General features: G+C 38.5%; 14 protein-coding genes. 11 read left to right on the plus strand and 3 right to left on the minus strand.

Going from position 1 to position 12,679, the window contains the following annotated elements:
- Nucleotides 1-94: 94 nt before the first annotated feature.
- The 10 genes from AC0J2X_RS07775 (at nt 95) to AC0J2X_RS07820 (ending at nt 9,207) form a co-directional block, all read left to right on the plus strand.
- Nucleotides 95-388, plus strand: a complete 294-nt coding sequence (locus tag AC0J2X_RS07775) for a DUF1244 domain-containing protein (RefSeq protein WP_156078318.1) — start codon at nt 95-97, stop codon at nt 386-388.
- Nucleotides 389-657: 269 nt separating this feature from the next.
- The gene (locus AC0J2X_RS07780) at nt 658-834 is read left to right on the plus strand and encodes a hypothetical protein (protein WP_156080647.1); all 177 of its coding nucleotides are present in this window, start codon (nt 658-660) and stop codon (nt 832-834) included.
- Nucleotides 835-855: 21 nt separating this feature from the next.
- Nucleotides 856-1,023, plus strand: coding sequence for a Rap1a/Tai family immunity protein (locus tag AC0J2X_RS07785; protein WP_375342100.1), 168 nt, complete (start codon nt 856-858; stop codon nt 1,021-1,023).
- A gap of 107 nt (nt 1,024-1,130) precedes the next feature.
- On the plus strand, nt 1,131-1,955 hold the full coding sequence (locus AC0J2X_RS07790; protein WP_049587808.1) for a hypothetical protein: 825 nt from the start codon (nt 1,131-1,133) through the stop codon (nt 1,953-1,955).
- A gap of 101 nt (nt 1,956-2,056) precedes the next feature.
- Nucleotides 2,057-4,807: a TrlF family AAA-like ATPase gene (locus AC0J2X_RS07795; protein ID WP_049587810.1), complete on the plus strand. Its 2,751-nt coding sequence runs from the start codon at nt 2,057-2,059 to the stop codon at nt 4,805-4,807.
- A gap of 88 nt (nt 4,808-4,895) precedes the next feature.
- Nucleotides 4,896-5,435 carry a hypothetical protein gene (locus AC0J2X_RS07800; protein ID WP_049587812.1) on the plus strand — a complete coding sequence of 180 codons (540 nt, stop codon included), beginning with the start codon at nt 4,896-4,898 and terminating at the stop codon, nt 5,433-5,435.
- 130 nt (nt 5,436-5,565) lie between these two features.
- A complete protein-coding gene (locus AC0J2X_RS07805; protein ID WP_472995928.1) occupies nt 5,566-6,150 on the plus strand; it encodes a TRADD-N-associated membrane domain-containing protein in 585 nt (194 codons plus the stop codon).
- Between the two features lie 332 nt (nt 6,151-6,482).
- A complete protein-coding gene (locus tag AC0J2X_RS07810) occupies nt 6,483-7,283 on the plus strand; it encodes a DUF6615 family protein (RefSeq protein ID WP_472995929.1) in 801 nt (266 codons plus the stop codon).
- A 57-nt stretch (nt 7,284-7,340) separates the two neighbouring features.
- Nucleotides 7,341-8,663 (plus strand): PIN-like domain-containing protein, encoded by a 1,323-nt coding sequence (locus AC0J2X_RS07815; RefSeq protein ID WP_156078325.1) that lies wholly within the window; start codon nt 7,341-7,343, stop codon nt 8,661-8,663.
- 76 nt (nt 8,664-8,739) lie between these two features.
- Complete coding sequence (locus tag AC0J2X_RS07820) at nt 8,740-9,207, plus strand: hypothetical protein (protein WP_069944281.1); 468 nt, start codon at nt 8,740-8,742, stop codon at nt 9,205-9,207.
- Between the two features lie 192 nt (nt 9,208-9,399).
- On the opposite strand, the gene AC0J2X_RS07825 is transcribed toward AC0J2X_RS07820, so the two are convergent.
- The 3 genes from AC0J2X_RS07825 to AC0J2X_RS07835 all read right to left on the minus strand — a co-directional run bounded on the left by AC0J2X_RS07825 (nt 9,400) and on the right by AC0J2X_RS07835 (nt 11,082).
- On the minus strand, nt 9,400-9,717 hold the full coding sequence (locus AC0J2X_RS07825) for a CcdB family protein (RefSeq protein ID WP_069944282.1): 318 nt from the start codon (nt 9,715-9,717) through the stop codon (nt 9,400-9,402).
- Nucleotides 9,717-9,962: a type II toxin-antitoxin system CcdA family antitoxin gene (locus tag AC0J2X_RS07830; RefSeq protein ID WP_039220515.1), complete on the minus strand. Its 246-nt coding sequence runs from the start codon at nt 9,960-9,962 to the stop codon at nt 9,717-9,719. Before AC0J2X_RS07830 ends, AC0J2X_RS07825 begins: the two co-directional genes overlap by 1 nt.
- Before the next feature lie 142 nt (nt 9,963-10,104).
- Nucleotides 10,105-11,082: a transposase gene (locus AC0J2X_RS07835; RefSeq protein WP_472995930.1), complete on the minus strand. Its 978-nt coding sequence runs from the start codon at nt 11,080-11,082 to the stop codon at nt 10,105-10,107.
- Between the two features lie 349 nt (nt 11,083-11,431).
- Here AC0J2X_RS07835 and AC0J2X_RS07840 point away from each other — a divergent pair, with 349 nt between their 5' ends.
- Entirely contained in the window at nt 11,432-12,667 is a 1,236-nt protein-coding gene (locus AC0J2X_RS07840) for a hypothetical protein (RefSeq protein ID WP_139125427.1), read from the plus strand.
- Nucleotides 12,668-12,679 lie beyond the last annotated feature (12 nt).

Raw genomic sequence — 12,679 nt, forward strand, 5'->3', positions numbered from 1 at the left:
TTTTAGGTTTTAAAAGCCATAACGGGTTGGGTTTTACTTTTTAACCCTCACATCCAACCTATAACGAAAAGCGCTTTTTTAGAGGTATTTGAAAATGGATAAGCAAACGCAAACCGAAGTAGAAGCAGCAGTATTTCGCCGCTTAGTAGAACACCTAGACGCGAATAAAGACGTTCAGAACATTGACCTGATGATTTTGGCCGATTTCTGCCGTAACTGCTTAGCAAAATGGTATTCGGCCGCTGCAAGCGAGCAGGGCGCTGATATCGGCTACGAAGCCGCACGCGAAGTGGTATACAAAATGCCGTATTCAGAGTGGAAAGAGAAACACCAGCTTCCAGCTACTGACGAGCAGTTGGAGAAGTTGGCTGCTAGGCAGGGGAAGTAATTTTTAGATAAGACGACATTTATTTTTGTGTTTTGAAAGCCAGCTGAAGCTGGCTTTTTTGTTTATTGGGGGGAAATACACCATAGTTAGTTGAATGCTGATTTGGTGCATTCACTATGCGTGTTAAAGATGACATGACTGTTTTTCTTTATTTTTCTGTTGGTTGTGGGTTATTGTAATTATAAATACAAGGACAGGTTCCCGAAAGTGGTGTGGATTAGCATGACGTTTTGGGGACGAGTAAACTGTTATGTGCACAAGGAGAAAAAATGAGAGTCTTTAGAAAATACATTTTGTCGATTGTAGCTTTAATGCTCTTCTCTTCATCAATCTATGCAGACGGTAACATACTACTAGAGCAATGCATTGCAGCAGAAAAATTCCTTGATACCCGAGAAATACAAAACGAATTCGATATAGGTATGTGTTTTGGGTTAGTTCAATGAGTCCGAAATACGATGGAATTAATGGAAAATGATGGCTCGATTAAAGCGTGCTTACCTGAAAATGGGATAGATAATGGGCAGGCTACTCGAATCGTCGTATCTTATTTAAAGAAGAATCCAGCGTCACTTCACGAAGATGAAGTTGTTTTAACTGTGCTTGCATTCATTGATGCATACCCATGCAAGTAGCAGCACATAACAAGGCCATTAAATTCGCTCCCTACGGTCGCCGGACGCTCGCAAGCTCGCGCCATTTATGGCGGCGTTAGATTTCCCTCATACAAAGGAGTGTGTTTTTGACACCAACAAAAATTTCGGTGCTGTCTTCGATCTTTCTCGTAATAGCCTCAGTTGCTACGAGTCTGATAGGTTTGAACCAGCCATTACTTAGTTTGAACGAAAATCAGATATTCTATTTGTACTCCACTTCAGCGCAAGTACTGGCGGGAATCTATGGGTTAACATTAACCGGCTTTATATTCTTCCGAAATGAACTGAGTCGAGAAGAATTTGAAGATGACACACTGACCGTGGCCGTCGAAAGTCTTAAAGAAAGGTACTTCAATATACTTCTCTTCGTAACTGCGTTGTCTATTTTTACCTTAGTAATATCGAACCTTGTGATTTCATCTGAAAGTAGTGAACATACCATGTTCAACACAATCCTGATGAATACAGCGCAATCAGCATTTTTTATAAATTTGCTTGTTATTGCTTACTTCATTTTTGATGTTATTGCACCAAAGAGGATTGAGAAGGAAAGCAAAGTTATCCAACAGAAAGTTGATCCAACACCTGAAGCCGAGAATAAAGGAAGCTTGGAAAGCTTTTTAACAAATTACAATCAACTAGAATATATACTTCAGAAATATGGACAAGCATATCAATCCGAGCTTGAAGGAAAGAGCCGCTCTAGAAGAAGGATATCAAATGTAAGGCTGGCAGAGTTCATATTACGTGCTGAGCGGATTGATCAAGGGCTATTTGGCGAGATTAAAAGTCTTATATCCTTAAGGAACTCAATAATTCATGGTGCTGAACCAGTCGTAAGTAAGCATATGGTTGAGGTTTCTGAAAATATTCTTCAGGAGTTAGCTTCAGCATTAAACGTAAAAATCTAACAAGCGCATGTTGTAGGACTGGTTTTTCGCTGCGCTCCAAACCAGCCGCAAATGCGGGCGTTAGCACTCCCTTGGGTAAATCGAACATAAGGATGTAAGTAATGAGTTTCGTCGGGGCAAGATGGTGGAAATTTGATTTTCATACACACACACCAGCTTCTTTTGATTATGGGAAAACAGATAGTAGTTTAAAGGCATCGAAGACCGCTAAAGATTGGCTGTTGGACTATATCGCCAAGGGCATAGAGTGTGTTGCAGTTACAGATCACAACACTGGTGACTGGATTGATAATCTTAAAGATGCGGCAGAAAACTTAAGAACAGAAGGTTATTCAATTTTCGTCTTTCCTGGTGTTGAGATTACAGCCAACTCAAACATACATGTTCTGGGTATTTTTGACCCTTGTGCCACTTCAGCAGATATCAATGCTGTTATTGGAGCATCAAAGTTTCGTGGGACAAAAGGAGATAGTGATTCAGTAGCCGAGGAAAGTGCTGAGAATGTAATAAAAGAAATCATATCAGCTGGGGGCGTTGCCATACCAGCTCATATAGATATGAAGGCAGGGCTTTGTCAGCAGCATTCTTCTCACACAATAGGGCAAGTCTGCAAACAAGCAAATGCCGTTGAAATAATTTTCCCTGATCAAGAGCGAGCTGATGCCCCATTATCCAGATACACAAATTTAAATGTCGACTTACCATCAATAATTGGCTCTGACGCCCATCACCCTAATGATATTGGGAGAGCTTATACTTGGGTAAAGATGTCTACCCCTTCGATAGAAGGGCTTAAACTGGCTCTGGTTGATGGTTCATCTTCCATAATTCGTTCAGATAACGAAACAACAGATCCCAATATTTCTTCCAACACACTGTTACGCTCTGTGACTATCGAAAATGCTAAATATGCAGGGCGTTCAACTCCTTTGACAGTGGAATTTAACCCTTGGTTGAATTCAATAATTGGAGGGCGTGGTAGCGGAAAGTCGTCCGTCCTTGAATTCATACGATTAGGTATGGACAGAGCAAAAGACTTTGATGTATTGGATCGAGACAATGAAATTCGTAGATCTTTCGAGAGTTTTACTAAAATATCTGCATCTAGAGATTCTGAAGGAGTAATGCTTGAAAATACGAAAATCAGCTGCGTTTATTCGAGAGATGAAAATCTATACCTCTTGACGTGGACTAAGGCAAACAACCTAGTTTCAATTTCGCGTCATGATGGTCAGCAATGGATTCCCGAAGAAGGTGACGCACACTCTCGATTCCCTATAAAGATATTTAGTCAAAAGCAGATATTTGACTTAGCTAAAAATCCTAATACGCTTCTGCGTCTTATCGATGAGTCGTCAACTGTAGGTTTCCAGCAGTGGAAGATGGAATGGTCTGAAAAGCACTCCCATTTTCAAACGTTGTGCAGTCAAAAAAGGGAGCTTCAATCAAAATTAGCAAATAAAAGTGTGCTGTTAGGGCAGCTTTCTGATGTTGAGCAGAAGATAAAAACAATCGAGAACTCTGGTCACACAGACATCCTTAAAAACTATCAAGCATATAGCGGGAAGCGAACGAATGTTTCGCAATATGAAGCAGGCATTGAAGATCTGAAGAATCAAGTTGAGTCAATATCCAACGTATCAGCTATCCCTGCAATAGATGACATTGCATTTGATACTCAATCGGCAAGTGAATCAGAAGTTCTCACCAAGTTACAAAACTTGAATGGGGCAGCTCAATCTTTTAGAGAGGCTATTGCGCAAGCAGTGGCATCACTTGGAAATGAATTGACACAGTTTAGAGGCTGGTATATTGAGTCTGACTTCAATAAGACTCATCTTGAAGTTATTGGAAAATACGAAGAGTTAATCGAAAGATTGCGTAGCGAAGGAATTGATAACCCCTCTGATTATGCAAGACTTATTGCTGAACGGGATACCATTAATAAATCACTAAAAGCAATGGAGCTAGTAACCTCTCAGATAAGCGAGGCGGATTCTTTAATCAATTCTGCATATCAAGAAATCATAGAGTGCAGGAAAAAATTAACAGTGAATCGTTTAGAATTCTTAAAACAACACTTGTCTGGAAACTCGTCTATTAAGGTTGATTTAGATCCTTTTTCAGATATAGATCACATAGAAGAATCATTTAGAGATGTCATTGGGCGTTCTGATAACGCTTTTGCTGCTGATATTTTTGATTTAGATCGCGAGTGTGGTTTCCTTTACAGTTTAAACAAGGAATTATTGGCCACAACAAGCTCTGATAATTCAAGCAACCTGGAGCCTTGGCTATCTAAAATTCATGACTTTAAGTCTCAGGTGTTTAACTTTAGGTCTGGTGAAATCCAAGGAGCCAAGATTGGGAAAAGATTTTCTGAATTCATGGCTAATTTACAGCCTCAAAATTTTGATCAAGTAAATACTTGGTTTCCTGAGGATAAATTGTCCATAAAATTTAATGACGGCAATAGGTTTAAGGATGTTTCACAAGGTTCAGCTGGACAAAAGGCTTCGGCTATTTTGTCATTTTTACTATCTTATGGAACTGAGCCACTCGTTTTAGATCAGCCTGAAGATGACCTTGATAATGGCTTGATTACAAGCTTGATCGTTTCGAAATTGCATGAAAACAAAGCAGACAGACAAATAATTGTCGTAACTCACAACCCTAATATCGTAGTAAACGGTGATTCAGAGTATGTTATTGCGCTAGAAGATCGAGGACAAATAAATCCAGTCGCATCTGGAGCATTGCAAGAAGTAAATGTTAGGAAAAATGTATGTGAAATTATGGAAGGTGGTGAGATAGCACTCCAACAACGCTACAAGAGAATGTTTAATGTTTAATTTAAGCAAAGTGCTAACAAGTCAAAGCACTCGGACGCAGCAAAGCTGCGCCGGTGTTTGAGGCGTTGGCGCTCAAGGAACCCCAGCAATGAGTCAGATTAAGTGTTTTACCAAAGCAGGAGACATCTTGGCAAAGGTGGTGCGTGAGGGAAGAAGGATTAATTTTGCATCAAATGATCTCGAGCTGTCAGATTCCATTTTTAATTTCTCTGTGACTGCGCACTCAATGCGCGATTGGTGCATAAAGGAGTTAGGCTGGGACACTAATAGTCAACAAAAGCAAAGTTTTCACGATACATGTAACGCATACGAATATCTTAAATATGCCAGAGACATCGCTAACGGTTCAAAACATTTTGGCTTGGATAACAACAAGACCTCAACAGTTGATCGCGTTGAGAATAACTCTGGCTCCTTCTCATATATCGACGCCCACGGGAATACTCTAGGTCAGAGTGCTGAAGCACCAACTGCGAAAATATTACTGCCGGACGGTAAAGATATATTGGCGTTTACTTTCGCGTTTACGGTTATTCAAAACTGGAAGGAAATAATGGTGAGTCATCAACTTACTTTCGATGAAGCGCGGTGTAAGGAAATAAACATAGCCTTAGCCTATGCGCGCTAACAAGGCCAGTAACGGCGAGCAATTTTTCCGTCGCCTTTTTGTGGCGGGCGCTACGCTGCCACAAAAAATCAACTACAAAATTGCCGCGTTCTGGCGTCGTTAGGTGCTACGAGAAACTGGAAATAAATCAATGAAAGAAAGTCCGTTAAAATTCTTAGCTTTTGCATTAATATTATTTGAGGGGGTTCTAGTCGTTGTAGCATCATCAGCTCCCGAAGATATGCAAAAATATATTGTAATTACCTTAATAGCTATTCCTGTTGTAGTGCTAGGTGCCTTCTTTTATCTTCTTTCTTATCAAACTCATAAGTTATATGCGCCGTCTGACTTCTCCGGCGAGTCTTCGTTCATAAATTTGGCAGCGAGTGCTGGTAGTGATGAATCCTTATTTAGGAAAAATGCGCAAAAAATAACGGATACAGCTTCAAGTAAAATACGAGATATTGTTGCTGCACAGATTGAAACCTTGAGTGTTTATCATGACCTTATCATCAACAATGCTAGGAGAAGCTTTCAATCTGCTTTTGCATCAGCAATTGTTGGCATTATATTTCTCGTAGTCAGTGTCTCATTTGTACTTTTGGGTTTGTCCAGAGATGCTTCTATTATTTCCACTATAAGCGGAGCTCTCGTTGAGGTAATCGCCGGAGTTAATTTCTATTTATATTGTACTAAACAAGACAGGCATATTTGTTTCACGGATGGAGAAGACTAAATAAGGCTGGTTTTTTTTTGCACGTTTTCGGCCGCATTAGGCCGTCATGCCCTCATGTCAGAGTCTCTTACAGAATGGCTATATCCCAGGTACTAAACAAGACAGTCATTTCTTTACACAGGACTAAACAAGACAGACATTCTTACAAGCAACTTCATGAAACTCTTTATGCGTATCCAAACCGATAAAAATCATGCTATGTTTGTTCATGCTAGCCTCCAAATTGATTTAGTATTGAACAAACTAATTATGGCTCTGGCTGAAAAGTTAACCCACGAAAATGCGGGGGCTAGCACTTTTACAGGGAGTCATTGTGTCTAGGTGAAATAAATATGGATCATTGCCAAGCGCATAAGTCAGTTACTCGTGAAGTCAAAGAATTTTTAATGAACGTAGGCGGTGTTGGAGAAGAATCTATAACAGACTTTTTGTTATGGAAGTGGGCTTCAATAAACAAGAAATTTAAATCAATCAATGTTTCATCTTTTACAAAACAGGAAGAAAATAAAGTTACTGGCGCTGACTTTGAAATGGAAATTTGGCTCGTTGGTCGAAATATAAGTTATCCATTGGTTTTTCAAGCGAAAAAGTTCGTCAAACCTTACGATGCCTATGTTAATAAGCTTAACTACCCGCAAAATACAAAGAATCAAATGAACACCTTGCTAACATATGCAAGCTCAAGCTCTAAACTCCCCTTTTACATGTTCTATAGTCTTCCAGACGAAAAAACAAAAGCAATGTGCCTTCATAATGATGTTGAAGATTGCGGCGTATTTATGGCTCATGCAAAAAAGGTCGAAGAGTTTGCCGATGGTAAGCACGGAAAAAAAGTTTCTAAGAATGACCTACTGAGTGTAAGTAACCCATTTCACTGTATTTTCTGCTGCCCAATAGCATTCAGAGGTTACTTTGAAGAGTACTTCCCTTCCATAGATAGTGAAGCAAAGGAACAACGTTTACCTGAATATGTTCACTACCTTCTTAATACCCACGAGTTGGAAGTAGATAAAGGACAGCTTGGGGAGTACATTAAAGAATACAACTTGGGTATATTTAGGCATGTAGCAGTTTATGACATGCGAGAATTTGATAAATCACCTAACAAGGCATTGCAGCGGACAGGCCGCTGAACGCGGCGTTAGGCTTTTTTCAGAATGTGGCGCTTCATCAAAATGTAAAGGAACTAGATGAAGAATGTATTTAAAGGTTTTCATAACGTAAACCAAGAAAAATTAGAAGAACTATGGAAAGATGAACAAACTCTTTTCGCTTTTGACGCTAATGTTCTTTTAAACTTATATGGTTATGCGATGCAAACTAGAAACGACTTTTTTAATATTCTTGAGTCGATTAAAGATAATTTATGGATACCATATCATGCAGGATTGGAATATCAGAGGCGCCGGTTAACAGTTATTAAAAATGAAAAAAGCATTTTCAATGATATCGAAAATAACCTAGAAAAAATTCAAAATGTTTTTAAAGGTGATTTTGAACAATTAGCGCTTAAAAGACGTTTTCCAAAGCTTTTTGAGAATACAGAAAAACTTGAAAAAGAGATTAACAAGAGTATTGGGAATTACAAAAAATCAGTCTTGCATTGGAACAGTAATCAACCTTGTGTTCGCTCCCACGATGCAATTCGAGATCAAATAAACGAACTATTTGATGGTAAAGTTGGAAGTAAACCTGAAAACCAGAATTGGCTTGATGACCTTTATAAAGAGGGAGCTGTTCGTTTCAAAAATCAAATTCCTCCAGGCTTTAAGGACTCTGGAAAATCAAAAAAGGAAGAAGATAAGAGCTTTCACTACGATGGTTTAAATTATGAAAGGCAATACGGGGATCTAATTCTTTGGAAGCAATTAATAGCTAAGGCAAATGACGAAAATATAAAAAATGTCGTTTTTGTTACTGACGATGCCAAAGAAGATTGGTGGTATAAAATTAACTCCAATGGAAAAAAAGTTGTCGGGCCTTTAGCTGAGCTTCAAGCTGAAATTTATTCCGAATCAAATATAGATGCCTTCCATATGTACAGTACATCAATGTTTATGGCTGATGGAGAATCTTATAAAGCGGTCAAAGTTGAAGAAAGTTCAATAATTGATGCGCAAACTTCTCACATCTCATCAATACATGAATCTAAAATTAACAACTTGATAAAACTCTCTGAAAAACAAAATAAAAGATACAGAGAGATTATTGATTCAGAAATACTTAACTCAGACAAGTATAGAAACGCATTTGAAAACAGCAAACTAGCGATTGATATAGAGCGGTTCAATGCTCTTAATAAACCAAATGAAGAATTAGCTAAACAGCTAGAAAGATATGAGTTATTAACTAAGCAATCGAATTTAGAAAAGTATAAAGATATCTTTGAAAAATATGACGCTTTAACTAAAAATATTAATCTCGATAGCTATAAAAATACCCTAGAAAGGTATGATCTAATAAACCGTCTAAATAAACCTCAAGATGAAGACGACTCTGGTGATAATGAGTAAGAAAAGCTTAGCACTAAAAACACTACTACTAAAAAAGACAGGCATGTTTATAAACTCTCTAATTAAGGATAATTAAATGAATAAATTACTACCACTAATCTCTTTTATGTTTTTACTTGCACTTCCTTCAACGGCTTATGCTAAGGATGAATTGATAGTTATCCAAAAAGAGAGTAGTGATGGTAAACAAAGAGAGGATTATTTCTACTTGATAGGTACTCAATCAAGAGGAAAGCCCGCCAACTTCACCTTGTGGCGAAATCAGTTTGATTTTGATAAAGCTTGGGATGGTAAAGGTAATCCTAAACTTACAATCGAAAATGCTGTTTTAAAAGCCAAGGAATTTTATAAACCTGAAGGCGCACTTCAATTAATCGGACTTGAATTACGGTTAGGTTATTCATTTGATTCTAATGTTTGGTATTATTTAATTAGCCTTGCAAAGGCTAGCGATATAACAGAACGAGGAGTTGAAAGTGATAAAATTTATAGGGTTGTTGTATTAACAAGTGGAGAAGTTCTTCCACCATACACTCCAAAATAAAATACTAAACGAGACAGGCATGTTTATGTAATGTCGTCAGACCACGGCAATTCCGATGGTGGTGGTACCGGAGATATCGGAAGCGACGAGTACTCGCACTATAAAGCTCTGTAATATGTACTAGCTCATCGCTTTACTTTTCTAGCCACATTACGTCGTTATGCCCACCTGTCAGAATCTCTTATAGAAAGGCTATATTCCAGTAATAGCAAAGTCTATTGCACCTATTAGCAATTCACGGGATTGCGCCAAAGAACCGATGCAGTCCTTGAGCACATCTTCGGGTAAGGAACTAAGTTGTTGAGTCACGAATAGGTATGTCTCGCCTTCGAATTCTATCTCCGGCGTAAGATTTTTCATATAAAGACTATTTGTAGTCTTATTCTTTGTCAGCGGTACAACTAACCTTGTTGCTAATTGGTCAATTACAGAGTTTTGAACATCTACAAGAAAGGGGTAAGCTCTATTTGTTTTTGAGCTTGGGTTTCTGTAAACATCAAACTGTGCCATTAGAAGTTCCTGTACTCATCACCTATACAGCCGTTCTCAGCAACAAACTCGTTGTAGGCAGCTATGGCAGCTTTGTTTTCTTTTTTCCACCTTTCTTCTTCAACACTTTTCAACTTGTCTTTAAGTGCCTGTTCTAAAGTTGCAGACAGGTTAACTTTTAAGTCTCTAGCTTTTTGTAATAAGTCGCTGTTCAAGCTTAAGTTAGTCGCTTTTTTTGGGGCATGAATGTCATATAAATCTTGCATGCTATCACTCCAAACTGTTCTACATATTAACTATACGCATAGGGATGCGCATTGTAAAAAAATAGATTGTTAACAAGCCCAGAATTGTTATGTAGAGATGTATACATATAGTGCCTGTCTTACTTTCTATTAAACTGCAAAGTTAACCAAGTAATCGCATTGCACTTTGTCGGCCCTGAACCCGTTGCTGATGTTGATTCTGCGCGTATTGCTCTAGGTGAATTACTTTGCCGGCGGCGTGCTTAAAGCAGGTTTCAAATTGCGTGGTTAATGTTATCCAATGTTCGTGTTCAATATTGAGACGCTCTAAAATAGGGGGGAGGTTATGTTGAACCTTGCCGCGCTTGTTTGGATGAAGATATCGGCTGGTTACATCTACAAGCTGTAAATAGTCTGGAAGGGTAAAAGGTAAACTGTGTGGCATCTCTTGTCTTGGGCTGCCTGCAAGAGGCATAAGTCTTTTAGGTGTTTTGCCCAGCCTGGCTGCGTTAATACGGTATTTAATACTGGTATGGTCCGATGCCTCAGGAGTTTTGGCCATCTTTGCTCGTACTGGGTTTAAATCAACATAAGCCATACAGGCGGCAAGGGCTGACTCATCTAATAGCGCTTGTGACTTAAACCGTCCTTCCCAAAAATGACCAGTACAGTAGTCCTCTTTATTTGCGGCCCTGGCAATGTATTCATTCAGTGCACGCATAAACCAACTGATATCAAATAGCCTTTTACGCCATACTTCAGCCGTTAACTCAACCGTTTTAATTTGGGTTTCATGTAATTCTTTACGTAAATCTGGTGATAAGTAGCGCTTTGAGATTAATGTGCCTTTGTACAGTTTATGCCAACGTTGAATCACGTCTTCTGTACTTAGTGCGTCTGCTTTCTCTTTGTTTACGTGTAATACCAGGTGCGTATGATTACTCATTACCGCATAAGCACATACATCAATGGCAAAAACCTCACTTAAAATATGAATACGGTCTTCTACCCATTGGCGACGATGCTCAAAGCTTCTACCGTTTTCCTCGCCACATAAGAAAGCACGACGAACACAGCGGGAAACACAATGGTAATAGGGCGTATCCGATAAACTAATTTGAGACTTTCGGGCTTTAGGCATTGCGACTGTCCGACTCTGATTAACTCGATTAGCAGTTTGGATGGATATTTAGATTAAAGAAAGTGTACGAAGGGACAGTTTGGATTTTTCTAGTTATGCCTGTCTTGTTTATTCATTGTTTATTTTCATGACCCTTACGTTTGTGTTCAATACGTTTACAAAAGTTTATGAATGAGGAATTTCCCGCATCTAGATATAACGTATTGTGTGATAGTTCTCTTCATTCTTTTGTTGCTTAAAGTCTTGTACCATATATATTTATTCTCTTTTATAAGCATACTTGTAAAAGCCTTGTTCGTATTTAGTTATCAATAAAGAATGATAAAAATCTAATAAGTGGAAAATATTTATGGATTGGGGGCTAATGGGACCAGAAAAGGTCGTTTCTCAAAGGAGAACGCGAACATTGCGTTTAAGTTCAATTGTTCGTAACTTTAATGACTTAGCAGTACCAGGATTAGGAGGTGTTAAGTACGCAAAATCTGTTTTCTTAGCCTGTTTAGGTGTTGATGTTGCCAATAAAGTAAGAGATTCTGGTAAAAAAGTTACAAATATTGAAGTAACAAATGCTATTGAAGCACTTGCTTGTTACTTAGCTTATAGCGCAACTAATTGGGAGGCAAACGATCGGTTACGCGGTAGAACAAAACTAAGTAACCAACCATTTTTAACCTATAAAATATTCAGCGGTAGCAACTTTTATGTCACTCAGCCAATGCGTATGCGCACGGTACAGGCGTTACCTAGCTTAGGGTTTGTAGACTCAAAAGGTGAGAGGTTCAATAGTTTTAGTTTAAATCAGCAAGGTAACGACTTTGTTGTTGCAGCTTGTGCAGATATCAAATGTAATAGATTAAGTATTTCTGAGTTTTTAGCTCGATGGGTAAAAAATGAAATAAAACTGCCTTCTTCCAACACCAACAGCTACAAAGAATTGCGCTTTGTATTGTCACCTCTGGATCGTTTAGAGCAGCATGCTTTACATGTTTTCATTCAAGCTCTATTGTCAGGTGACAATGAAAGTGTACGTCGAAGAAAAGGCGTACTTGATTGGGTAAAGTCTAAAAACCTTCACCGTTACGTAAATTGGTCAAAACCTCCGTTCATTGAACAAGCGCATTTCGATGATTTAAAAAGTGGCGCTTTCTTTTTTTCTTTAAGAAATAAGTCTTTAGATTTGCTTAATGTAATTGAGGCAGAAATAACGTCGCTTAACCCGCCAAGACTCGAACTCACACAAGCATTATCGCACAGCATACATGATGCAGTGCGTATGCTAAAAGAAGCGGCAAACGCTTTCCTAAATCTAAAACATGACCCTAGTGCATCAAAAGAAGCGACTTACTTTGCTAAACAATGCTTGCAAAAAAACGATACAGACATAATTAAATTTTTATTAGAGCGAGATGAAGTTGTTCTTCGGTGTAGAGGTGCGCAAATTTTACCTGCTGCGGCATTTGGCAAACCAGAGCCTGTCAATAATGACGATATCGAGGATGATTCATTATTTCCGAAAGGTATTTCTTTTCGCGTTTTGAATATGTACGTTCTAAATCAAGATTTTGAAAATAAATTAGAAAAGTGACTTGGTCTAGAA

Source organism: Alteromonas sp. R7, from assembly GCF_055755235.1.